The organism is Shewanella sp. cp20 (genome assembly GCF_000832025.1).
Lineage (GTDB): Bacteria > Pseudomonadota > Gammaproteobacteria > Enterobacterales > Shewanellaceae > Shewanella.
The window spans coordinates 35654-59458 of the sequence record NZ_JPII01000055.1 but is presented as its reverse complement, the minus strand read 5'-3'; the positions used below and the strand labels follow the sequence as shown (position 1 = coordinate 59458).

The window sequence follows — 23805 nt, the reverse complement described above, 5'->3', positions numbered from 1 at the left end:
TGTTTACAAATACTTATGATTCAACTTAAAACACAGGATCACGCTTTCTCCACCCGCACCGGGATACCGTGGCGACAGTTGGCCCCGGTCCAGTAGTCGTTGAGCATACTGGCTGCGCCGTTACGGGTCGGATCCGCCGGGATCATCTGGTTGATCGCCACCCCGCCGGCGCGGCTGGCAATACCGGGTAACCGCTTGCCATTGATGATGCGATCGTCACCACCGAAGCCCTCGCTATGACCAAAGCCATGGGAGACACACACGGCGCCTTTGGCGACCCCGATATCTGTCTGCAAAGTGCCGATACAGGGCTTACCATTGGCGGTGACTAGGCGCACCTGGTCGCCATCACTCAGCCCCTGGGTCTTGGCCGTATCACTGTGCATGTAGACGAAGTTGGTCGGGCTGATCTCGCCTATGCGTTTAAAGGCCACCGCGTAGTTAGAGCGTACCGTCGCCTTATAGCTGGAGAACAGCAGCGGATACTCGCTTTGGGGCCAATGACTCTCCCAGGTATCGCCGTTCCAGAACTTATGTTCTTGCAGGGTCGGCGTGCCCGGATAAAACTCACCCGAATAGGCATGACGCAGCTGCGCTACCTCCTGATGATAGATCTGCAGACACTTAGCCCCGGCGCCCTTGATGAAGTCGCCCTCGTAGCGATCGTCATCTTGGTAGTAGCCGCCGCGTGACAACAGGGCCTCGACCCCGGCGGCCTCCTCGGCGGTAAGCCTAGGTGTCAGAGGCTTCATGGCGTAATCCAATCCGGCCCAGAGACGATCTTCCTCGGTCACCTTAGGCAGCTGCTCACACTGGGTGGCCACATTGGCTAGGTATCTGGCGTGCCAATCCTCGAAGGTCAGCAGATCCACCTTGCGGCCATCGCTGGTTGCCAGGGCCTCCTTCCCAAAGCCTGGCAGCTTGAGCCTGAGGGCGATGTCGATCAGCAACTGCTCCATGCAGATATGCTCTCCCGCCTCATTCTTCTCGGTTCTCGGGGTCACCACGGGCGATGCCGCCACCACGCCCAGCTTATGAGATCCCCACATGCGATCCGCCGCATACTCCTCGAGCATGGAGCGATCCGGGATCAGGTAGTCGGCATAGCGATTGGTCTCGTTCATGTGGCAGTCGATCCCCACCACCAGCGGCAGACGCTTAGGGTCGGCGATGCTGGCCACCACCTCCTGGCTGATCGATGCCGCGCTGTAGAGGAAGTTGTTGCGCCAGTTAAACAGCGCCTTGGCACTGTAGGGATCGCCGTTGGCATGGCTGGTCCACTGCTCGGCCGCATTCATGGCGGGCAATACCTCATGCCAAGGGGTGCTGGCGGGATAAGGATGCTTACCCTGCTCCACCTTGAGACGATATTCGGTCGAGGCCTCGTAGGCACCGTCCCGGCAGGCGTTAACGATACCGTCGAGCGATACGCCGCCCTCGATGTTGGCCAGATCATACAGGCCCTCCATGCCACCGATAGGCCCGTTGCCATAGATGGCGCCGCCCTTGGCATCGTGGGAACCCGCCAGGGTATTGAGCAGCGCCCAGATCCAGCCCATCACGAAACCATCTGATGAGTTGGTGCCGCCGTTCCCCGCCACACAGGCCTTACGGCCATAGTGAGCCAAGTCCTTGGCGACCTGACGCATATCTTTGATACTGATACCGCTGCGTTTGGCGTACTCTTCCATGCTGGTGCGCTGAGCCTCGACGCGTAGCAGATAGAGGGATGACATCAGGGTCACCTTGCGGCCACGGCTATCGGTGAGGCGCTTGTTCACAAATAGCTCGGCCTTGTCACCGGACTCGGCGGAAACCAGCGTCTGGCTGCCCGCCTTGATGATTAGTGCCTCATCGCCGCCCAGACCGAAGTCTTGCGCCTTGGCAAACTTACGATAGTCGGGATGCTTAGGATCCATCACCACCAGGTGGCCAGCGTTGGTGTAGTTCAGCTCACCTGCCGCCTCGGCCGCCTTCTGGCTCGGATTCTCAAGGTGTGGCTTGTTAAACCATTGCTCTTCGAGCATGGTGCGGATCACGCCGAAGGAGAAGGCCGCATCCTGGCCGGGTTTTACCGCCAGCCAGGTGGCGTTGGTATCGGCCGCGACCGTGGTGCGCAGCAGCGGATCGACACACACATATTTAAAGCCGCGATCGACACGGCTGTTGGCCAGCCCCCGGCCGACACGGTTAAGGCTCACGCCTGACGATCCAGGACTGGTGCCCATGAACAGGCCATATTCGACGTTTTCCCAATCGACATCGTTAAGCCACTCTTCGAAACCCGCCGCCATGCCCAGGCTGTAACCCGTTGCCTGGGCGGCGCCGCAGTAGGCATGCTTGGTCCCCAGGTTAACCGTGCCCCATGATTGCATCATGAAACGGGCATAGAAGCTTCCGCGCAGGGTATCTTCGGCGCAGAAGGTGGCAAACAGCTGATTCGCCTTGCTGCCAAACTCGCTGTGGCCCGGTTTCACCTCCTGATCCAGCCGACGAATGGCGCGCAGCCCATCCACATGACCTTCGCCAAAGAGATCGCCCCCTTCAACTATCTCCTGCAGTGCCTGTTCATAGCTGATGGTGACCCACTGCCCACAGCCACGCTTGCCAGCACGCTTCAATACCTGAGTCACCCGGCGTTCATCGTCCACCGAATCGACACAGCTCGCTCCCTTGGCACAGGTGGTGGCGCGATTATTAAGGCCCGCCTCACCCGCCAGGGCGATATAGCTCTGCTTCACCTCTGTGCTCAACGGCAGCGGCGAGCCTGAGTTGTTCTCGCAGTAGGGGTTACCGCCTACCTTCAAGACCTTGTCTGTCTTCTCATCCACACGTACCCTGAGGCCACAGATGTTGTAGCAGCTAAAGCAGCGGGAATAGGCGGTGCGTACCCCCTCTGTCTTTTGCCATTTACCCTCGCCATCGAAGCCCCCTTCGGCGGCGACGGGATGACCGAAACGTGTAATGTCCTGGGTCTTTTGCGGTTCAGACTCGGCATCGACTCGACTGCAGGCCGCCCCCGTGATGGTCGCGGCAGACACCAGACCCGCCTGAGTTAAAAACTTACGTCTATCCATCTTTGACTCCTAGCGCTGCCAATCGAGGTAATTGAGATTCAAAATGGCTTGGTCATCGGTCGATGTTGGCAAACCAATATAGAAGATGTTGGGTGAGGTGCCGGCATCGGACAGCATGGCGTAGACCTTGTTGTCCCGCACCAGCCTAGATACCTGACTATCGGGATCGTTAAGGTCGCCAAAGGTGCGGGCGCCGCCGATACAGGTCTCGACACAGGCGGGTAGCAGACCCTGAGTTACGCGGTGAATGCAGAAGTTACACTTCTCGGGCGGGTTATCCAGGCTCTCATCCTTACGGCGCGCCCCATAAGGGCAGGCATCGACACACAGCTGACAATGAATGCACTCTTCATGGTCTATTACCACTATGCCGTCTTCCTTACGCTTATAAGTCGCCTCAACCGGACAGACCTGGGTACAAACAGGATTGTCGCACTGGTTACATTGGTTCGGCACCGCAAGCGTCGCGATGCGCTCACCCAAGGTCAGGCTCGCCTGATTGACTCGGGTACGGCATCTGCCCACATCTGTTTGATTTTCAACGGAACATGAAACGGTACAGGAGAGACAACCGGTACAACGTCTGACGTCAAACACCATGGCATAACGTTTTCCAAGGGTTTTCGCTTGCAGCGTGCTGGCGGGCACCAATGAGAGCAGTGCTCCTCCTGCCGCCATTTTTAATATCGAGCGCCGATCTAACATAACGAGATCCTTAACTATGTTTTTCTGAAATAAAAACATGACTTCTGGAAGGTTTCTTTATTATTTAAAATACACACGCAACAATAAAACTTGCAACAGACAATAAAGCTATAAATTGAAATTAAAATAGAGATCACGAATCAAATAAAAATATAAATTTGATGAAATTATTTATGGGCAGCGGGTATAATAGTCACAGTAAAAAGACGAACTTCTCATATTAAAAATAAATTTAATTTTGATGAAATAAAATCGAAAGTTCACAATTCGAGCACTTAGCCCCTCTAAACAGCCACTTACAGCGACATCAGTGATAGCAAGGCCTGGCAACCCCCCGCCTAGAAGTTGTTCGCCCGTACCAGTTATGATGAAAGATATATAAAGTCTGCAAATTTTAAATATCGCATTTTGCAAAATGCAGATATTAAAACATGAGAAGTAATGCAAACTTTAAATAATAGCCATATTAAAAGTGTGACTTTCAACACTGAACATGTGTAGATATATATAGATGATAATGACTCAATATATTTACCTAGTTCACAACCATGAATAAGATTGACCAACTTAATTACAATCAACTAAAAGTGTTCATCGCCGTTTATGAACACGGGCAGAGTCATCAGGCTGCCAATGAACTGGGTATAACTCCTTCAGGCGTGAGCCGCACCCTTAAGATCTTAAGAGACATATTTAAAGACTCACTCTTTATTCGTCGTTGTTCCGGCTTCGTCGCAACCGAGAAGACCCACCAGCTGATCCCTCTGGCCAGAGAGTTGGTGGCTCACTATCAAAAACTCGAGATGCAGCACTCGGTGTTTACCCCGGCAGAATCGGGCGGCCAATATGTTATTCACGCCTATGATGAATTCATCTACGCCGTACAACAGGTGATCCGCAACGAGATCCTTACCGAGGCGCCGAACATGAAGTTCGATGTCAGGGTACTGACCCATGACTGCAGCAGCGATCTCGCCAATGGCGATGTCGACTTTGTCGTCGTCTATGAAGGCTTTAACGGTAAAAACCTCAACGCCGAGATGTTTTCGGCAACCGACAACCTCTACATACTAGCGCGCAGCGGCCATCCACTCCTCAAGCAAGCACTCACCCTCGCCAATATCACCCAATACCCTTGCTTAGAGATAGACAACTATGACGACCTGAGCTGTCCGCTGCTGGTCAACCTCTGCCGCGAAGAGGATCTGTGCATGGAGGTCGAAGGCTACACAGACAGTGTCGCCACCGCCATGCGCCTGCTGAGTGAGTCTGACGCCATCACCCTGGTTTGCAACGAATTTACCCGTGAGTTTGTCGACATGTTGCCCGGCGTGCAATGGGTCAAGCTCCCCGACGAGCTGGCCAAGCGTTGCCGCATTCGTCGCCGTGAAAACCGCGAGATAGGCAATTACCTCCTGTATGGCAACGTGAATCAGTCAACGGCCTACAACTGGGTGAAGTCGAAGCTCATCTGCGGTCTGGAGAGCGCCTGGCGCAGGGCGGCGGAACGCTGACAAAGGTTTTGATGGCGAGATCGACAGGCTACTTGAGGCACCCTTGCATACCCCTTTCGCAGCTGATCTTGCCATCTTTTTAAATCGAAAAACGATAACAAAACAGGTATGCAGCGAGTCCTGGACTCACCAACATTTGAGCAATGTCTGTAAAAAAGCGTCTTAGACGCATCAAGATGGGGAACACTTATGAAAATGAACAGACGCACCTTCTTGCAAGGTGTCGGAGCCAGCTCCGTCGTCGGCTCGCTATCCGGTCTGATGCCCGGCATAGCCAGTGCAGGCGAGAAAGGCAGCGCGCCCGACAAACTTTTGAAACGCCAAGGGGAAATTAAGTACCACACCTGCCAACGTAACTGCGCCGACCGCTGTCTGTTGAAGTTCACGGTACAAAATGGCCGCATGACCTATGTTGAAGGCGCTTCAGAGCTGAAGAAGATGGGCACCTCACCCTGTGTGAAGGGTCACGCCTACGTGCAATACACCTATGCCGCCGACCGTATCCTCCACCCGATGGAGCGTGCGGGCAAGAAGGGCGAAGGCAAATGGCGTCGCATCTCTTGGGATGAGGCCTATGACAAGATCGCCAGCCGCCTGCAGCAGATCATCAAAGATCACGGCGCCGACTCGATCCTGCCTTACAGCTACTCTGGCCACGAAGGGGTTATCGGTAAATACGGCGGACCTAGCCGTTTCTTTAACGCCGTCGGTGCCCGCAAGCTCGACCGTAAGGTGTGTGTGTTCGCCGCCTATGAAGGCCTGAAGTCGGTAACGGGTACCTACCAGGGACCCGATCCATACGACAACATCTACACCAACTGCTACATCTCTTGGGGCCAGAACGAGACGGCCACCAACGTTCACGGCATTAAGTTCATTAACCAGGCCCGTGACAGAGGCGCCAAGTTGTTGGTAGTCAACCCTGTGCGCACCCCTATCGCCTCGCAGGCCGATATCTGGTTGCAGCCTAAGCCAAGTACCGACACCCACCTGGCGACAGGTATCATGAAGTACCTGGTGGAAAATGATCTGGCAGATCTTGAGTTCATCAAGGCCAACACCCTTGGCTATGAGCAACTGCTCGAACGCCTCAACACCATGAGCTACGAAGAGATCGAGCGCGTCACCGGCGTGCCAAAAGCCAAGATGTTTGAGTTTGCCCGCGTCTATGGTGAATCAGAGCTGTCGGTATTGCGCCTGGGTTACGGCATGCAGCGTAACTACAACGGCGCCCGTATGTCTCGCGCCATCGCCATGATGCACGCGGTTGCCGGCCAGTACGGCAAGATAGGTAACGGCTTCATCTATGACAATACCCAGGCCGATGACAGCCTGAACTACAGCAAGGGCCGTGCGGATCATATCCACCCGAATCCGGATACTGTTGGCCACGTCAACATGACTGAGATCGCCAAGGCGCTCGACCCAGAGAACCCAATGGCCTATGGCAAGCCCATCAAGCCGATTAAGGCGGTGATCAACTACAACGGTAACTTCGTCTCGGTTGCGCCCGACTCAAACGCCTGTCGCCGCGGCGCGATGCGCGATGATCTCTTCCTGGTGGTACATGACTTCCTGATGACAGATACCGCCGAGCTGGCTGACATTATCGTACCGGCGGCCACTCAGTTTGAGTTCCCTGACATGGGTACCGACTACAACTGCTACCACATGCAGACCTCGGAGAAAGTTATCGAGCCCCTGGGCGAGTCGAAAGACAACTGGATCTTCTTTAAGGAGCTGGGCGCCCGCATGGGACTCGACCGCTTCCCTGAGATGCGCGTGGACTATGAGCAGATCCTACGCGACTTCCTCGACACCGAGGAGCCAGCCTTCAGACACAACAACATCACCTATGAGCAGATCATTCGCGATAAGTTTGTCACCGTCTATGACCAACGCCCTTACTTCGGCGACGGCAAATATAAGACGCCAAGCGGTAAGATCGAATTCTACTCGGAGATGATGAAGGAAGCCGGCTACCACCCTGTCATCGACTTCGGCCTACCGGAAGATGAGATGGTACAGGAAGAGAAGACACTGCCATTCCGTCTGCTGTCTCCTGCCATTCCGCAGCGGGCCAACAGCTCTTTCTACAACGTGAAGTACATTCGTAACTTCCCGGCCTACTTCGCCAAGATCAACGCCGAAGATGCCAAAGAACTCGGCATTCAGAACAACGATCGCGTCAGGCTCAGCAACCAGCGTGGTGAAGCCCACTTTATCGCCCAGGTTTCTACCCAGGTGGTCAGGGGAACTGTCATGGCACCGAAGAACAACTGGCGCCGCATGGACCCTCAGGGCAAAGACAGCTGTACCAACAACCTCACTACCGACACCTTGACCGATATGGGTGGCTGCTCAGCGTACCACTCTACTCGCGTCGCGATTGCCAAAGCCTAAGGAGTAACTGATGTCGTTAAATAAGAAAGTGGGCTTTGTATTCAGACAAGAGAACTGTGTCGGTTGCGGTGCCTGTACCGTTGCCTGCCAGATCCACAATGAACTGCCCGAGAACCATAGATTCCGCAAAGTCGATCGTTATGAAGTGAAGCGCGACGATGGCGCCATCGATGTCTGGCTATCTCACGCCTGCATGCACTGTGAAAACCCGGCCTGCCTCATGGTCTGTCCGGCGAAAGCCTACCATGTACGCGATGACGGTATCGTGGTGCTGGACCGTGAGAAGTGTACCGGTTGTGGCCTGTGTGCCAGCGCCTGTCCTTACGCCGCGGTAAGCATCCGCGAAGACGATGGCAAGGCCGACAAGTGCAACATGTGTGTCGAACTGCTGGATCGCGGCATGAAACCCGCCTGCGTCAGCGGCTGCCCGGTTGAGTGCCTGGATGTAGGTAATCTGCAAGAGGTACTCAAGCGTCCATCGGCAAGCAAGCAAGGCATAGGCTATGGCGACTGTATCACCAAACCTAACCTAGTGATCATTAAGGAACGCGCATAATGACAGCAGAATATGGCCCAACGGCAATGGCTTATCATGCCTTTAAATCGATGATGTTTGCGCCCTCGGATACTCAAGCGCTCACGGGCTTAATCGCCTACCTGGAGCAGGAGTCACCCGAGAGCCCCTTACTCGTCGAGGCACGCAAGTTCAGTGACGACGCATCCGAATTGGAATTTGATTTTAATCGCATGTGTATTGGGCCATACAAGCTGTTAGTCGCCCCCTACGAATCGGTTTACCTCAGTGGCAATCACCAGATCTTCACCGAGGAGACCGTTCGTGTGGCCGAGTTTTACCAACAGATAGGTCTGGTCATCGACGATAGCTTTAACGAGCCGGCCGACTTTATTGGTAACGAACTCGAGTTCCTCTACTGCCTGCATGCCATGGCTGCCGAGCAACAAGCGCTGGAAAACAGCGAGCATGTTGAGGCCCTCAACGAACTCGCGGCGGAGTTTCTCGACGCCCATCTCGGGCGCTGGATAACGCCCTTCTGCGAGGGTATCGTCAAACATGCGAAACAGGCTTTCTGGCCGCAGTTTGCTCAGGAGCTACTGCAGTTTATTAACCAACAAATTCAAGCGGTGCCCCGCCTAGAAGGCGCCGAATGATCGATGAATCTGCCTGACACCAGGCAGGTTCCAACGCGACAAGCGATGTCGCAAGGAGTTTTCAATGAGTAAAGCAATAAGATGGTTAAGCCTTATTGTGCTCGGCCTGTTTGCATCCAGTTATGCACTGGCCGAAGAAACCGCCACCCTGCAACCTCAGCAGTGGCAAACCATTCAGGAGCATGCCATTCCAGGCGATATTCCTGAGATCCGCGGCATGCCGACTCAGCCTGAGCTGCTGATGCCGGCGTCCATTCCTGAGCAGGCCGACGAGTCGCTGCTGGGCTATCTGGGCGCGACCGACACCATCGCCTTCGCGCTATTTGCCAGCCTTTTTGGCGTCATAGCGCTGTTTATTCTGTTTGTGGTGGTTAACGGTGTCTCCAAGCTGGATGATGGCTTCTCGGGCAAGCTCATCAAGCGCTGGTCGGGTCTGAGCGTCAGCGTACACTGGCTGGGCGCTATCCCCTGTATCCTGCTGCTCCTCACAGGTCTGGTACTGGGCGGCGGCCGTTTCTACTTCGAACCTGGCATGAATGCCGGTGCCTGGACGGCCTTAGCGGGCCTTTCCAGCAGCCTGCATGAACTCATGGCCTTCCCCTTCATCCTCGGCTATGTGCTGATGGTGCTGATGTGGGCGCCCAAGCAGTTCCCCGCCAGCTATGACCTAAAATGGTTTGCCGTACTAGGCGGTTACATCAACTTTGGTAAGAAGCAACATCCCGATGCTGGCTTTGCCAACGCGGGCGAGAAGCTGTGGTTCTGGGTCTTCGCCCTCTTCGGCGGTGTCATGGTGGTGTCAGGCCTGGCAATGATGTTCCCTGAAACCTATGGCGTCACCAAGAACACGGCCAACCTGATGCTGGTACTGCATATCGTCTCGACCGTGGTTATCAGCGCCTTCTCTGTGGTGCATATCTTCATGGCAACCGTGATGTCAGAAGGCGGCATGTCAAACATGACCTCTGGCTACTGTGACGAGAACTGGGCCAAGCAACATCACAACCTCTGGTTCGCCGACCTGAAGAAGGCTGGCAAGGTTTAACCAACACCCGGCCCGTGGCAATTGTCATGGGCCGCTTTAATCCCTTTTTTACCGCGTGCAAACGCCCCTATCCTCCGTCGATTCGATGGCAGGAGGGAGACTTGCATGCCTAGAAAACCCTATTGAAGGCAGAAAGCCATGAAAAATCATAATACTGTTTTTCGCACCTCAATGATCGCCACCGCGCTGGCACTCACCGCCACCAACGGCTACGCCGCCGAGCAGGTCGAGGCGCTCAACCAGCGTATCGCCCAGCTGGAAACGCAGGCCGCTCCATCACAGTTCAAGAATAGCGAGGTCAGCCTGTACGGCTCGATTCGTCCGACACTGAGCTACCTAGATGACAGCACGGATGAGACCTGGGATGTGAGAGACGCCCTCTCACGTGTCGGCATCAAGGCCAGCACAGAATTTGCCGATGGCTGGCGCGCCATCGCCCAGGGCGAATGGAGTGTCGACATCGCCAACTCTGGCAACTTCGGCAAGGCCAGACAGGCCTATGTGGCCATCGCATCACCCTATGGTCAGGTTGGCATAGGTAAACAGCGTCCGGCGCAATACAGCCTGATCGCCGAGTATGTGGATATCTTCAACCACGGCAACAGCCCTTACGCCTACGACCATGAAAGCCCCTTCTTCGTCGACAACTTCGTCACCTACAAGCTGGTAACCGGCGGTTTCACCTGGATGGCCGGCGCCCAGTTTGACGGTGATAAAGGCGATACCGGCGCCGATCTGGTCAACCTTGGCGTAGGCTATGATGTGGGTGCCCTGCATCTGGGTCTGGGTTATGTCACCCAAGACAGCCTTGAGAATGGCCAGGTCAATGGCGATAACCAGACGCTGGGCGGCGTGGTCGCCTACACCTTCGGCAACGGTCTCTACCTTGCCGCGAGTTATCAAGATAAGGAATACAACTTCGACAATCAGGGGCTAAACGCCGATCGCAGCGGCAGCACCTTAGATACCGCGCTGGCCTACCCATTGGGCGATGCCTATAAGATCAAGCTGGGGTACTTCCAGTTCAAAGACGGTATCGAGGATGTCAGCTCGATGGACTACGACGGCTTCAACACCACACTGGAATGGAACCCGCTGGCCAACGTGCGCGTACACCTTGAGTACCTGGACAAGAACTACGACAACTTGAGTGACGACCACGCCGTCACCGTCGGCTTCCGCTATGACTTCAACCTAAACTGGAAGGGCTAACCTTTAGCAGCAACCATGAGTGGGCGGGTTAGCCTCGACTAACCCCTTCCCTCAAACACTCCCGGGGGCCTTCTGCCTGAAGGCCTCCTTTAGCCTGTCCACCACCAGACGCAACACCAGCGGCAACTGCTGTTGGTAGGCGTGGATGGCAAACACCTCCCGTGATGGCCCCCTATGCTCGGGCAGCACCCGCTGCAATTTTCCCTCGGCCAGTTCTGCTTGAATAAAGATAGAGGGCACCAGGGCGATGCCTAGACCATTGATGGCGCTGTTAATGGCGCTGATGGAGGTGTTGAGCCTGATCTCCCTGCCCGCCGTAAAGGCCAGCGCATCAGGCCCCTCTAGCACAAGTGGTCGCTGCCAGGGTAAGAGGATCAGGCTATGGTCATGCAGGCTCTGGGGCGTAATGGGCGCGCTTAGGTTGATGTAACTGGGCGCGGCCACCAGGACGCTGTCGAGCCAGCCAATGGGGATGGCATGGTAGCCACTGTCTTTCTGCGGCCCGACGGAGATCGCCATATCCAGGTTGTGCTGCAAGATGTCCAGCCGCGCATCGTCATAGTGCATCTCAGGCAGAAGCTGAGGAAACTCACGACAGAGATCGGCGATGATGGGGGTAAGCAGCGGCGCCTCGAACGCCAGCGGCGCGGTGATCGCCACCCGGCCAGCCGGCACGGCCTGCTGGGCGTGAGCAGCCTCCAGGGTCTCGGTCAGCAGACGCCAGAGCTGTTGGCTGCGCTGTGCCATCGCCTCTCCCTGAGCGGTCAGATGCAGCTGACGCGTGCTGCGGGTCAACAGCTTGACGCCGAGATCTTGCTCCAGCTGGCTCACATACTGACTCACCGCCGACTTGGTATGGCCAAGCGCCTCCGCTGCCGCGGTAAAGGAGCCTTGATTGACCACCTCATCGAATATCAACATCTGGTAGGCCAACCGCTTTTGTTCATTTTTTCTGAACATTGTTATCAACCAAAGCCTAAATATCGTAAATAAAAAGAACAATAGACTGACCTCCTTATCGATTCAAGTGAAAAACAAGGAGCCAACATGAGTCAATCTATCCGCCAAGCCGTCATGCAAGCCAGCCAAGCCTGGGTTGCCGATTTCAATCGCCAGGCCTTTGCCGACTGCATCGCCCGCTACCTGCCCACGGCAAGGATGCAGGTCTCGCCCTTCGGCCGTTTCGATGGCGTGGAAGCCATTAGCCAGTTCTGGCTTGGCTTCGCCCAGCAAAATCCGGGGGAGCTGGTCTATCGCAATGTGCAGATCAAGGTGCTCAGCGACAGGCAGGCGATACTGTCGGCCAACTGGCGTATGAATATCGCCAGCGGTTTCATCAGCAAGGAGCTATGGACCCTGGCCGACGACGGTGAGTGGTACCTGGAGGAGGATGATTTTAGCGTGCTGACTCAGCTGAGCGAGCCTCTGCCGCTACAGCAGCGCACAGCCCTGGTGCTGGTCGACCTGCAAAACGACTACTTCAAGAGGGGCCGCTTCGCACTGGATAACTGCGAGGCCGCGGCGGCCAACGCCGCTAAGCTGCTACATCATTTTCGTGCCAATCGACTGCCGGTGATCCATGTGCAGCATATCTTCGAGGATCCTAATGCCAGCTTCTTTCAGGCGGGCACACCTGGCGCTGAGATCGCCGATATCGTCGCGCCCAAGGGGCAGGAGCCGGTGGTCGTTAAGCATCATGTCGATAGCTTTCTCGACACGACGCTCGAACAGGCACTGGTCGAGCAGGGAATAGACAAGCTGGTGGTTGTCGGCGCCATGGCCCAGGCCTGTGTGCAGACCCTGTGTCGCAGCGCGGTCACCCGAGGTTTCGAGTGTGAGGTAATAAGTGATGCCATCGCCGCCCCAAGCCTCTCCTGGGCTGAAACCCAGCTGAGCGGCCATCAACTGGTGGCGGCGAATCTACTGTCGCTGAGCTTTGGCGGTGCCAAGGCGGTAACCCTGGATCAGTGGTTAGTCGAGGCCAAACTGGCAGGCTAGCTCAGTCGAACCAGGCCGAGGTCTTGGCGGCGGCCTGCTGCTTCACCTTGTCATCGACATACATGCTGACCATAGCCAGCGCCGCGGCTAGGGCGCCAAGATCGTCGGAAAATCCCACCACGGGCGTGAGGTCGGGTATGGCGTCGAGTGGCGTGATGAAATAAGCCAGGGCGCCGAAGATCACCGTCTTGGCCCACTTTGGGGTATCTGGTCTTTGGGCCGCATAGTAGAGACACAAGGCATTGTCGATCACCTCGCGCCCAGCCAACTTGGCAAACTGCTTGACCTTATGCCAAAAGCTCTCGTCGCTGTAGCCGTCGACCTTAGCCTTGCCAGTTGAGTCGTCTCTTGGGTCGCTCATGGTAAGCTCCATGCAATAAAAAAGGGGAGTGGTTAAATACTCCCCTTTTTTTGTCGCTTTGACCAGCGGCAGTTTAGCGTTGATGCTTGGGCGTGGTCCCCCAGGCGTTCTTCGCCGGACGCTTGCCAGGCTTACTCCAGCCGCCCTTGCCCGAATCACCTTTACCCGAACCGCCCTTACCTGCCGCCTGACCGCTCGGCTTGCCCTTAGCACCAGACTTAGCAGCGGGCTTAGTTTGAGCCTTGCCTTGGCCATTGCCCTTACGCTCGTCGAACTGATTGGCGCTGAAACGAGTCACGGCCTTCTTACCCGCGGGCGTCTTAGCACCCTTGGCGCGATAGCCCTGGCGCTCCTGGCGGGTTTCCGCCGGCACCAGGCAGTTAGCGCCGCCACCGATAAGGTGTTCCTTACCCATCTTGATCAGTGCCTCGCGGATCATAGGCCAGCCGGCCGGGTCGTGATAACGCAGCAGCGCCTTGTGCAGCTTACGCTGACGCCCGCCCTTGGGCACATCTACCGTCTCACTGCTGTGCTTGACGTTTTTAAGCGAGTTAAGCTCGGTGTGATAGATGGTGGTCGCGTTAGCCATGGGCGACGGATAGAAGTTCTGCACCTGATCCAGCTTAAACTTCTCGCCCTTGAGCCAGAGCGCCAGGTTCACCATATCCTCATCCGTGGTGCCCGGATGGGCCGAGATGAAGTAAGGGATAAGATACTGTTTCTTGCCCGCCTCGGCGGAATACTTATCGAACAGCTCCTTAAACTTGTGATAGGTTCCCATGCCCGGCTTCATCATCTTGTTCAGCGGACCCTCTTCGGTATGCTCGGGAGCAATCTTCAGATAGCCGCCCACATGATGGCTGGCCAGCTCCTTCACATAGCGGGGATCTTCGGTCGCCAGGTCGTAACGCACCCCCGAGGCGATCAACACCTTCTTGATCCCCGGCACGTCACGGGCGGCGCGGTAGAGATCGATCGTCGCCTGATGGTCTGTGTCCAGGTGGCCACAGATAGAGGGGAAGACACAGGAGAGTCGACGACAGGTACTCTCGGCCTTCACCGAGGTACAGCCCAGGCGGTACATGTTGGCGGTCGGGCCGCCAAGATCGGAGATCACCCCGGTAAAGCCAGGCACCTTATCCTGAATGTCCTTGATCTCTTTGATGATCGAGTCCTGGGAGCGGCTCTGGATGATGCGGCCCTCATGCTCGGTAATGGAGCAGAAGGAGCAGCCACCGAAACAGCCCCGCATGATGTTGATCGAGGTCTTGATCATGTCATAGGCAGGGATCTTGTCGTTGCCATAGACGGGGTGCGGCACCCGCTTATAGGCGAGATCGAATACCCCATCCATCTCGTCGGTGTTGAGCGGCCAGGCAGGCGGATTGACCCAGATGGCGCGCTCGCCGTGGGGCTGGAACAGGGCGCGGGCACAGCCCGGGTTCTGCTCCTGGTGCAAGATGCGCGAGGCGTGGGCGTAGAGGTATTTATCCCCGGCAACCTTCTCGAAGCTTGGCAGCAGCACATAGGTCTTCTCCCAGGGCTTGGGTCTTGGCGGCTGCACGGAGATCGCCTTAGGCGCGTCGTTGTCGAACACCTTAACGTCGCTTGGGCCCGAGAGGTTTTGGCAGCCTACGTCATCAGCGCCATAGGGGTTGGGGATAGGATCTATCTTATGCAGCTGATCCAGCTTGCGTGAATCCATCCCCTTCCAGCCTGGCATAGGCTCTTTACGTATCACTGTGGTGCCGCGCACGTCGTGAATGTCACGCACATCTTCACCCGCCGCGAGGCGATGAGACAGTTCCACCAGCGGACGCTCGGCATTGCCGTAGACCAAGATATCGGCCTTGGCATCTAAGATCACCGAGCGGCGCACCTTATCCGACCAATAGTCATAGTGGGCGATGCGGCGCAGGCTGGCCTCTATGCCACCAATGACCACGGGCACCTGCTTAAAGGCTTCCTTACAGCGCTGGGTGTAGACGGTGACGGCTCGATCCGGACGCTTACCGCCCAGGTTACCGGCCGTGTAGGCATCGTCGTGACGCAGACGGCGCTCGGCGGTGTAGCGGTTGATCATCGAATCCATGTTGCCCGCGGTCACCCCGAAGTAGAGGTTAGGTTTACCCAGCTTCATGAAGTCTTCTTTGCTCGACCAGTCTGGCTGGGAGATGATACCCACCCTGAAGCCCTGGGCCTCCAGCATACGGCCGATCACCGCCATGCCGAAGCTAGGATGATCCACATAGGCGTCGCCGGTGACGATAATGATGTCACAGCTATCCCAGCCCAGCTTGGCCATCTCCTTGCGCGACATGGGCAAGAAAGGCGCCGGTTTCTCATTGCGGCCCAGATACTTGGGATGGGAAAAGAGTGTGGATTCGACCTGCATGTATGATACTGCCTAACTTTCAAACCAAAGAGTAAGTGTAGTCGCCATGCGGCTCGGCGTGACGACCACTAAAAGGAGGCGGAGTATAACAGCGAAACCCGCTTAAGTGTGAACAAAAAAGCAGCAATGATGGCGATTTTCTATGCCAAGATGAAATAAAACAGATTCACCAGAGCCAAGGCCAGGATGACTATCCAGCTCAGCAATACGCCCCAGAAGCGGCCGAAGTGATAACCGCCGCGCCCCTGAGTCAGACCGATAGCATGTAAGATGCGCGCCACCAGCCATAGGGTGCCCGCCCCGTGTAGATAAACCGGTGCCAGGCCGTTGAGTTCGGCCACCAGCAACAAGAGGAGCGCGATTGGGGCATTCTCGATGAGATTGGCATGTACCCGATTCGCCAGGCGTAGGTCGTCACTGCCGCCAGAACCCAGACCGATTTTAAGCCCGCGCCGCAGACGTACCACGCGATAGGTGAAGAACACCGCCATGATGGCAGTGAGTGCAATATAAAATCCCGAAACGCTTACCGACATATCTCTATCCTTAATGACACCAACTAATTTCACGCCAGTCTTTAACACCGACAAATAAAAGCCCTAAATAAAGCCCCGAACAAACCAGCGAAACGCACTGGTAGATTCTATCCTTGGCTAACTTAACCCGAATTTAAAAAAATTCCCAAGCCATTAACCTTTTTGGTACAAGATAGGTTAAGATGCGCTCGCTTGAGCATCACCCCCAGATTTCACCATCATGGACTGTACAATTGGATAACGCAGAGTTTCTTGAAAAACGCAGGTTTATCATAAAATTAGGTAAAGCCCTGCACAAGTTTGGTACCCCTGCCTACCGTCTAGAGGCCCATCTGCAATCGATCTCTAAAGTCTTAGGCATCGAAGGCTACTTTCTCATCTCACCGACCTCCATGACCTTCGTGTTGCAACACGACACAGATCAGGAATACAACCATATGGCTCGCGTTAAGCCTGGCGAGATGGATCTGGGCTCCCTGGCCCGTACCGACGAGTTGGTGGAAGAGGTACTGTCTGGCAAGCGCACCCTGACCGAGGCGCTGGAACGCCTGGAGGAGATCGCCAACAAGCCCAATCCCTATGGTCCCCTGCTGACCCTGCTGGCCTTCGGCTGCTCCGCCGGCGCCTTCGCCATGTTGATGGGTACCAGCTGGAACGACGTCTTCTGGTCGGCGATACTCGGCTTCATGGTCTATGGTCTGGTCTACCGCGCCGAGCACTCCAAGCGCATAGCCGAGACCCTGGAACCCCTGGCCGCCATCTTGTGCGCCATCGCCGCCTGCGGCATCGCCTACTTCGACCCCTATATCAATATCCCTGTGGTGATCCTCTCGGGCATCATCGTCTTTATCCCCGGGCTGGCGCTCACCCTGGGGCTGGCCGAGCTGTCGGCGCGGGATCTTATCTCGGGTACGGCGCGCATCATGGATGCCTCCATGTTGCTGTTTAAACTCTATTTCGGCGCCATTTTCGGCATGGTTATCGGCAACGCCATGTTTGGCGAAGCCATCTATTTCGAGCCAGAGCCGCTGCCGCGCTGGGCCATCTGGTCGGCCGTGCCCCTGCTGTCCACCGCGCTGGTGATTATCTTCAAGGCCAGGCTGAAAGACTCTCCCTGGGGCATTTTTGCCGGTATCGTCGCCTTCTTCTCGGCTATGCTGGCCGGCATCTACCTGGGCGAATCTATCGGTATCTTCTTCGGCGCCCTGGCGGTGGGGATCTACTCCAACCTCTATGCCCGCTGGATGAAGTCGCCCGCCTCCATCGCATTACTACAAGGGATAGTGATCCTGGTTCCCGGCAGTAAGACCTATATCGGCCTCAACACCCTGATTCTGGGTGAAACCATGCTCAACCAGTCGCATATTGGCACCCAGATCTTCCTGATCTTCATGTCGCTCATCGCAGGTCTCATCTTTGCCAACGTCGCTGTGCCACCCCGTCGTACCCTCTAATTGACCAACCAAGTCCTGATGCGGCTTCCGGGCCTGCATCAGGATTTGCGCAAGTAAAATCATCAGCTTATTTTATCTTCGCCGCTTGACTATTTGGTGTTGCGGGTGTGTTATTAAATTGTGTCTATTTTTTAATCCCCAGAGTTCTCCTTAACGATAAAAGCAAAGATAAGGATGATCGCTATGCTGACTGGTGCGCGCTACTCTCTGCTGTTTAGCTGCCTATTGGCGAGCGGCCTCTGCGCGGCCGAGCCACAGCAAACAACAGGGTTACAGCAAACAACCGAGTTACAGCGAGCCGCAAGCGCGCAGCAGAGCACAGATGACGAGACGCGCCTCGACGACGAGGCAAGACACAACGACAAGAAGCCGATCAACAAGATAGTGGTGGTGAGCAACGCCATCTTCGACGAGTCGGATCCCGACGCCTTCTTTATCCATCGCTGGGCCAACTACCTACATATCAACACCCGGGAATCGACCGTGCTCAGCAAGCTCAGCTTCGACGAGCAGGATAAGGTATCGCAGAAAGATCTCGACGAGGCCCAGCGCATTCTGCGCCAGGAACCCTATATTCGCGATGCCCGAATCAGTGTTACCCAGCGCGATCCCGATGCCAGTGCAGAAGCGGCTGAGGAGGGCGACACCATACTGGTGGAGACCTGGGATAACTGGTCATTGCTGCCCACCTTTAGCGCCGGGCACAGCGGCGGCGAGAATACCTTCTCTATCGGCATCAAAGAAGATAACCTGCTGGGGCTTGGGGTGCGCACCCGTCTGAAATATAAGTCCAGTGTCGATCGTACCGGCTATCAGCTGGCCTTTCGTGTCCCCACCGACTGGTGGGTGAAGCACTCGACCCTGACCGCAAACTTTTACGATAACAGCGACGGCCAGGCCACTTACCTGGACTTTACCAAGCCTTTCTATCGGCTCGATACCCAAATCATGTACTCGGGCACCTTTATCGATGACTTACGCACCGACACCATCAAGCAGAACGGCTTCGACGTGAATGAATTTGAACACAAGGTGGAATACGCCAATGCCCAGTATGGCTGGCGCCTGAATAAGGTCGAAGACTGGCGCTCGCGCATCATAGTCGGGATAACCCAGGACAAACACAGCTTCACCAATATTCCGCAATTTCCCACCAGCGAGCTGCCGAAGGACAGGGACTACCTCTATCCCTGGGTCGCCTATCAATTTATCGAAGACGACTACAAGGTGCTCAATAACGTCTATCTGATCAACTATAACGAAGATATCAACCTGGGCTGGCAACACTATGTCAAACTCGGCCTGGAGACCCAGGACACGACCGACAGCGATCCCTTGGGCTACCACCTCAACTGGTATTCGTCCCGTGGCTATCAGGGCGATGACCAGCTGATCCTGCTGAGCATGGACGGTGAGGGGGTATTTGCCACCAGCCAACCAGACTACTTTAAGGTCAACGCCACCGCCGAGTATTTCTACCAGATCAATCCCAAGTGGACTGCCTACTCCAAGGTGCGCCTAAGCACCTCGCAAAATAACTATCTAGATGCCCCCTTCGCCCTAGGCGACAGCACGGGCGTGCGCGGCTACCCCAACGACTATCAGCATGGTGAAAATCAGTGGCTGATAAGCGCCGAGATCAGAAACTACCCCAACATCAACCTGTATCAACTGGCCGAACTAGGCTGGGCAGTCTTTACCGACATCGGCCAGGCCAGCGGCGGTCCGGATCAAGACAATGAGACTTCGGGCCCTATCGGCAGCATAGGCATAGGCGCCCGTATCTACTCCTCTCGCTCCAGCTATGGCCACGTGGCCCACATCGACCTGACCCTGCCCTTTACCAGCGGCGAAGAGGTCAACAGCTGGGAATGGCGCTTCCAGGTAAGAAGCCGCTTTTAAAATTAGCAGCCGCTTTTAGAATTAGAACTCGCTATTAGAGCTAGCAGCCACTTTTAGGTTTGCGCAGCACACTCGGCCTTTACCTATACCGGCTTGCAAACGCGAGGGCCTCGGGAAAAAGAGCCTTCGCGATTAGCATCAGGGCGGTACAAGCACCACTTCGCACAGCCTTCACCGCGACAAAATCGAATGATGAGACGGCCCGGTATATCGACAGGATTTGCGCTGCTAATTAGAGGCAGGAAAACTGCTCCCCAACGGGCTTAGTCGCCTTTCCTCTATGAGCGCAGCTCTTTATACCTCTGCTCTCTTATCTCAGTTCTCTAATCTCTGTTCTCATGTTCCTGTTTTCAAAAATAACCGACCAGCTCCGGATGTCATCGAGCCACTCCCTCAAAACCAGCGCCGCTAAAGCCAACATCGGCTAAAAGCTAAAAGCTTAGAAAATACATCAAATTATAATATTTGCATGATTAGATCATTCAAAAGCGAGTTAATGATTTTTTAAACCTCTAATAATATCGCCCTCAGTCGACGCCTGTTGTGTGGAAATGAGAACGACCAGGCTGACTACTAACCAATGCATCACAACCTATTTGCAGGCTTAACCTTAGCCTCAACTAGAAACACCACAGGAATACACATAATGTCACACGATAAAAATGCTGATTTGAGCCCATATGAACAATTTAACGTAGAAATTCCGCAAGACTTTCCAGAAGAAGGCATGGCTGCACGCGCCGCTGCCGCGCTGGTGAGAAGCGAGTGCTGGACTGACGCTAACCCAATGCTAAACCTATCTTCTTTCGTCACCACCTTTGTTGAACCCGAGGCTGCCGAGATCTTTAAGGACGGCTCTTTCAGAAACTTTGCCGACCCAGACATGTATCCACATACCAAGGCGACTGAAGAGAAGTGTGTGCGTTGGCTACATGACTTATGGAATGGCCCTAAAGACGTTGAGGCCTATGGCGCTGCCACTATCGGCTCTTCTGAAGCCTGCATGCTGGCGGGCCTCGCCCATAAGTGGAACTGGCGCCAGGCACGCGAAAAAGCGGGTAAGGATACTTCAAGACCTAACATGGTTACCGGAGGCAATGTTCAGATTGTCTGGAAAAAATTCCTCAAGTACTTCGATGTTGAGCCACGTATCGTACCACTCAAGCCGGGTCAATATCGCCTAACGGCCGACCAGCTGGACGAGTATGTCGATGAAAATACCATCTGTGTCGTCGGTATCGCAGGCCAAACCTTCACGGGTGAAGACGATGATTTTCAGGCAATCCACGACTGGCTAGATGCTTATGAAGAGAGAACCGGCATTTCTATTCCCATGCACATAGATGCGGCATCAGGCGGATTTGTTAACCCCTTCCTTTACCCTGACTATAAGTGGGACTTCCGCCTGCCTCGCGTGCAATCGATCAACGCTTCTGGCCATAAATTTGGTTTAGTGCCTCCGGGACTAGGCTGGATCATCTTCCGTGAGCGTGCGGTGTTTAATGAAGACCTGGTGTTCTATGTCAATTATTTAGGTGGCGAAGCAGCCACTGCCACACTGAACTTCAGCAAGAGCTCGGCCACCGTACTGGCGCAGTACTACAACTTCATTCGCCTGGGTAAAGATGGTTACACCCGCATAATGAAGCAAACAGTTGAAAATGCAGAATATTTGCGTGATCGCCTACTCTCTAGCGGAAAGTTCAAAATCATGAACGAAACCCAACGTATTCCCGTTGTCGCGCTGACACTCGATGAGTCGGTCACCAAGTACAACGAGTTTGATATCTCCAATAAGGTGCGCGAGCGCGGCTGGATTCTATCTGCCTACTCTATGCCTGCTAATGCCGAGATGGTTAACAGCCTACGCATAGTTGTAAGACCACACCTAAATCGTGACTCGGTAGAGATCCTTGCCAGAGATATTGAGATGGCCTGTGAGTTCCTCGAAGAGCATGGCGGTAATGCAACACCACCTAAGCTACACAACACTCACAAAGTGTCGTCAGGAAAGTGTTAATGAGCCATTAACCGATTAACGCTTAAGAAGAAGTAAGCCTCTGTTACTTCTTCTTTTCTTTATAAAACGGCAGATAATTTTATGAACAAACAATCTAAACTCTTACAGGCGCTATCGCACCCGCCCAAATACATGGTGAGTTTATTCCTGGGCCTCATCGCCCTTGCCTCCCTGTTTTTGGGCAATGCTTACGCCTCAACAATAGAAGCAGAGACTTACACTGGGCTCGCATCGGCACTGAGCTACCTTGCCAGCAACCCTTTTGCCTACCTGTTTTTAACCCTGGCAATAGGCTATCCCATCGGCCGCATTACCATAGGCGGTATCAGCCTGGGGGCAACCGCGGGGACACTGGTAACAGGGATATTGATCGCCCTCGCCTCGAGCGCACTGTATGGCATAACCTATGACATTCCCGGTCTGGTGGAAGACATTTTCTTAATGCTGTTCATGTATGCCCTCGGCATGCGTGTCGGCCCGCAATTCTTCTCAGGCTTAGCCAGAGGCGGAATAGATTTCATCGTCATAGGCTTGATCGTCGTCGTATCAAACTTCCTGATCGTCTTCTTTGGGGTGAAATTGCTGGATCTCGGCCCCGGCTATGCCGCAGGCATTATTTCTGGAAGCTACACAGTCACGGCCGTAATGGGCGTCGCGCAGTCGGCCGTAAATAGCGGCGCATTCCATCTGCCTGATGGCATGACAACGGATATGGTGAGCGCCAACATGGCGGCCGGTTATGCGATAAGCTACGTATTGTCTTCGATATTCATCATATTGTTGGTTAAATACCTACCCAGCATGTTTGGTAAAGATCCCGTTGTCGAAGCACAAAGGGCAGAGCAAGACTATAGTGGCGGCGAAGACGGCGGCGCCTTACCCGGCACAGCAGGGGCATCGATTCTCGGCTTTACCGACAAGCAAATTCGCTCTTACTTAGTGGAGCATAAAGAACTCGCCGGAAAGTCGGTTAACCAGTTATTCAAAATCAACCCTCATGCGGCCATTGTCAGAGTGGTTCGTGGTGATGAGGTCATCGAAGCGCGAGACAATCCAACGCTGCAACTTGGCGACATTGTGGGTGTGCTGGGTAACTACAGCTTGCTACTTAACGGCGAAGATAAGGTCGGGCAGGAAGTATCTGAGCCGCGCGCCCGAATGATCGATATCGAGGTTGCCGATGTGCACGTGGGTAACAGCGAATTTGCGGGCAAAACCTTAGAGGCACTAGGTCAGGAGATAGGTTTCGGGATTCACTTAAAGTCTATGTTCAGAGCCGGTGTGGCCATTCCGCATCTGCCGAAGACCATAGTGGAAAAGGGTGATGTATTGAGATTGGCCGGCCCTGCCTGGTGTATAGAGCAAGCCGCTAAGTCACTCAAGGCGGTACCGATAATTGAGAGTACTTATACCGAAGTCTCCTTCATGTCTATCGCGTTATTTATCGGCTTCTTGATAGGTCATGCGAGCGTCGAGATTAGTGGTATTCCATTTGCGTTGGGCACCTCTGCAGGCTGTATGCTCATGGGGATTCTGGTGTCTTGGTTACGTACCCGTAATCCCGAGTTTGGCGGCCCAACGAGTGAAGGCGCCCGCGCGTTTTTAAACGATATCGGCTTAAGCATGTTTGTCGCGGTACTCGCCGCCGGGGTAGGACCTAAGATCATCTCTTCGTTCCAGGGGACCGTCGTCATCTGGATCGCGATTCTCGGCATGCTAGGAGCATTGGTGCCACCGTTCCTGGCCTGGATTTATGGCTACTACTTCAGAAAGATGAACCCTGTCGTCTTGGCTGGTGCATGTGCTGGCGGGCGCAACAGTACGCCAGCGTTAAATGGTATCCAGGATATATCTCGAAGCGGTATCGCTGCTGTGGCCTATCCGGTTCCCTATGCGCTGACCTCGGCTGCCGTGCTGATATTGGGTTATATCGCAATGGTATTTTCCTAATTTGCTGCAGCGCCTAGCGTCATACAACTTATTGAAAGTCTTAGCAGTCGATTATTGCTGAGG

The 23805-nt window shown here is 54.8% G+C and carries 17 protein-coding genes; 11 read left to right on the top strand and 6 right to left on the bottom strand.

Features of this window, described 5'->3' with window-relative positions:
• Positions 1-38 precede the first annotated feature (38 nt).
• Positions 39-3077: a molybdopterin-dependent oxidoreductase gene (locus DB48_RS19220; RefSeq protein WP_041511802.1), complete on the bottom strand. Its 3039-nt coding sequence runs from the start codon at positions 3075-3077 to the stop codon at positions 39-41.
• Between the two features lie 9 nt (positions 3078-3086).
• Positions 3087-3782 carry a 4Fe-4S dicluster domain-containing protein gene (locus DB48_RS19215; protein ID WP_041511801.1) on the bottom strand — a complete coding sequence of 232 codons (696 nt, stop codon included), beginning with the start codon at positions 3780-3782 and terminating at the stop codon, positions 3087-3089.
• 548 nt (positions 3783-4330) lie between these two features.
• Between DB48_RS19215 and DB48_RS19210 the strand changes: the two genes are divergently transcribed.
• The 6 genes from DB48_RS19210 (at position 4331) to DB48_RS19185 (ending at position 11126) form a co-directional block, all read left to right on the top strand.
• Positions 4331-5296: a LysR family transcriptional regulator gene (locus tag DB48_RS19210; RefSeq protein WP_041511800.1), complete on the top strand. Its 966-nt coding sequence runs from the start codon at positions 4331-4333 to the stop codon at positions 5294-5296.
• A gap of 189 nt (positions 5297-5485) precedes the next feature.
• The gene (locus DB48_RS19205) at positions 5486-7699 is read left to right on the top strand and encodes a molybdopterin-dependent oxidoreductase (RefSeq protein WP_041511799.1); all 2214 of its coding nucleotides are present in this window, start codon (positions 5486-5488) and stop codon (positions 7697-7699) included.
• A 10-nt stretch (positions 7700-7709) separates the two neighbouring features.
• The gene (locus DB48_RS19200) at positions 7710-8255 is read left to right on the top strand and encodes a 4Fe-4S dicluster domain-containing protein (protein ID WP_041511798.1); all 546 of its coding nucleotides are present in this window, start codon (positions 7710-7712) and stop codon (positions 8253-8255) included.
• Positions 8255-8869, top strand: coding sequence for a TorD/DmsD family molecular chaperone (locus DB48_RS19195; protein WP_052813878.1), 615 nt, complete (start codon positions 8255-8257; stop codon positions 8867-8869). The genes DB48_RS19200 and DB48_RS19195 overlap by 1 nt, the downstream gene beginning before the upstream one ends.
• A gap of 64 nt (positions 8870-8933) precedes the next feature.
• Entirely contained in the window at positions 8934-9914 is a 981-nt protein-coding gene (locus DB48_RS19190) for a formate dehydrogenase subunit gamma (protein ID WP_041511796.1), read from the top strand.
• Positions 9915-10052: 138 nt separating this feature from the next.
• Entirely contained in the window at positions 10053-11126 is a 1074-nt protein-coding gene (locus tag DB48_RS19185; protein ID WP_041511795.1) for a porin, read from the top strand.
• A 51-nt stretch (positions 11127-11177) separates the two neighbouring features.
• On the opposite strand, the gene DB48_RS19180 is transcribed toward DB48_RS19185, so the two are convergent.
• Entirely contained in the window at positions 11178-12047 is an 870-nt protein-coding gene (locus tag DB48_RS19180) for a LysR family transcriptional regulator (RefSeq protein ID WP_041511819.1), read from the bottom strand.
• A gap of 126 nt (positions 12048-12173) precedes the next feature.
• Between DB48_RS19180 and DB48_RS19175 the strand changes: the two genes are divergently transcribed.
• The gene (locus DB48_RS19175) at positions 12174-13124 is read left to right on the top strand and encodes a cysteine hydrolase family protein (RefSeq protein WP_041511794.1); all 951 of its coding nucleotides are present in this window, start codon (positions 12174-12176) and stop codon (positions 13122-13124) included.
• Between the two features lies 1 nt (position 13125).
• On the opposite strand, the gene DB48_RS19170 is transcribed toward DB48_RS19175, so the two are convergent.
• The 3 genes from DB48_RS19170 to DB48_RS19160 form a co-directional block, all read right to left on the bottom strand.
• The gene (locus DB48_RS19170; RefSeq protein ID WP_041511793.1) at positions 13126-13485 is read right to left on the bottom strand and encodes a YkvA family protein; all 360 of its coding nucleotides are present in this window, start codon (positions 13483-13485) and stop codon (positions 13126-13128) included.
• 73 nt (positions 13486-13558) lie between these two features.
• Positions 13559-15880, bottom strand: a complete 2322-nt coding sequence (locus DB48_RS19165) for a YgiQ family radical SAM protein (protein ID WP_041511792.1) — start codon at positions 15878-15880, stop codon at positions 13559-13561.
• Between the two features lie 140 nt (positions 15881-16020).
• Entirely contained in the window at positions 16021-16416 is a 396-nt protein-coding gene (locus DB48_RS19160) for an MAPEG family protein (RefSeq protein WP_041511791.1), read from the bottom strand.
• A gap of 233 nt (positions 16417-16649) precedes the next feature.
• Here DB48_RS19160 and DB48_RS19155 point away from each other — a divergent pair, with 233 nt between their 5' ends.
• The 4 genes from DB48_RS19155 to DB48_RS19140 all read left to right on the top strand — a co-directional run bounded on the left by DB48_RS19155 (position 16650) and on the right by DB48_RS19140 (position 23742).
• Positions 16650-17870, top strand: coding sequence for a threonine/serine ThrE exporter family protein (locus tag DB48_RS19155; RefSeq protein ID WP_041511790.1), 1221 nt, complete (start codon positions 16650-16652; stop codon positions 17868-17870).
• 183 nt (positions 17871-18053) lie between these two features.
• Positions 18054-19772 carry a ShlB/FhaC/HecB family hemolysin secretion/activation protein gene (locus DB48_RS19150; RefSeq protein ID WP_041511789.1) on the top strand — a complete coding sequence of 573 codons (1719 nt, stop codon included), beginning with the start codon at positions 18054-18056 and terminating at the stop codon, positions 19770-19772.
• A 646-nt stretch (positions 19773-20418) separates the two neighbouring features.
• Positions 20419-21792: a glutamate decarboxylase gene (locus DB48_RS19145; RefSeq protein WP_041511788.1), complete on the top strand. Its 1374-nt coding sequence runs from the start codon at positions 20419-20421 to the stop codon at positions 21790-21792.
• An 81-nt stretch (positions 21793-21873) separates the two neighbouring features.
• Positions 21874-23742, top strand: coding sequence for an aspartate:alanine exchanger family transporter (locus DB48_RS19140; protein ID WP_200890566.1), 1869 nt, complete (start codon positions 21874-21876; stop codon positions 23740-23742).
• Positions 23743-23805 lie beyond the last annotated feature (63 nt).

Bases quoted from the DNA above. Each gene is read 5' to 3' on its own strand.
- DB48_RS19220 (WP_041511802.1), bottom strand. From the start codon at position 3,077: ATGGATAGACGTAAGTTTTTAACTCAGGCGGGTCTGGTGTCTGCCGCG.
- DB48_RS19215 (WP_041511801.1), bottom strand. From the start codon at position 3,782: ATGTTAGATCGGCGCTCGATATTAAAAATGGCGGCAGGAGGAGCACTG.
- DB48_RS19210 (WP_041511800.1), top strand. From the start codon at position 4,331: ATGAATAAGATTGACCAACTTAATTACAATCAACTAAAAGTGTTCATC.
- DB48_RS19205 (WP_041511799.1), top strand. From the start codon at position 5,486: ATGAAAATGAACAGACGCACCTTCTTGCAAGGTGTCGGAGCCAGCTCC.
- DB48_RS19200 (WP_041511798.1), top strand. From the start codon at position 7,710: ATGTCGTTAAATAAGAAAGTGGGCTTTGTATTCAGACAAGAGAACTGT.
- DB48_RS19195 (WP_052813878.1), top strand. From the start codon at position 8,255: ATGACAGCAGAATATGGCCCAACGGCAATGGCTTATCATGCCTTTAAA.
- DB48_RS19190 (WP_041511796.1), top strand. From the start codon at position 8,934: ATGAGTAAAGCAATAAGATGGTTAAGCCTTATTGTGCTCGGCCTGTTT.
- DB48_RS19185 (WP_041511795.1), top strand. From the start codon at position 10,053: ATGAAAAATCATAATACTGTTTTTCGCACCTCAATGATCGCCACCGCG.
- DB48_RS19180 (WP_041511819.1), bottom strand. From the start codon at position 12,047: ATGTTGATATTCGATGAGGTGGTCAATCAAGGCTCCTTTACCGCGGCA.
- DB48_RS19175 (WP_041511794.1), top strand. From the start codon at position 12,174: ATGAGTCAATCTATCCGCCAAGCCGTCATGCAAGCCAGCCAAGCCTGG.
- DB48_RS19170 (WP_041511793.1), bottom strand. From the start codon at position 13,485: ATGAGCGACCCAAGAGACGACTCAACTGGCAAGGCTAAGGTCGACGGC.
- DB48_RS19165 (WP_041511792.1), bottom strand. From the start codon at position 15,880: ATGCAGGTCGAATCCACACTCTTTTCCCATCCCAAGTATCTGGGCCGC.
- DB48_RS19160 (WP_041511791.1), bottom strand. From the start codon at position 16,416: ATGTCGGTAAGCGTTTCGGGATTTTATATTGCACTCACTGCCATCATG.
- DB48_RS19150 (WP_041511789.1), top strand. From the start codon at position 18,054: ATGCTGACTGGTGCGCGCTACTCTCTGCTGTTTAGCTGCCTATTGGCG.
- DB48_RS19145 (WP_041511788.1), top strand. From the start codon at position 20,419: ATGTCACACGATAAAAATGCTGATTTGAGCCCATATGAACAATTTAAC.
- DB48_RS19140 (WP_200890566.1), top strand. From the start codon at position 21,874: ATGAACAAACAATCTAAACTCTTACAGGCGCTATCGCACCCGCCCAAA.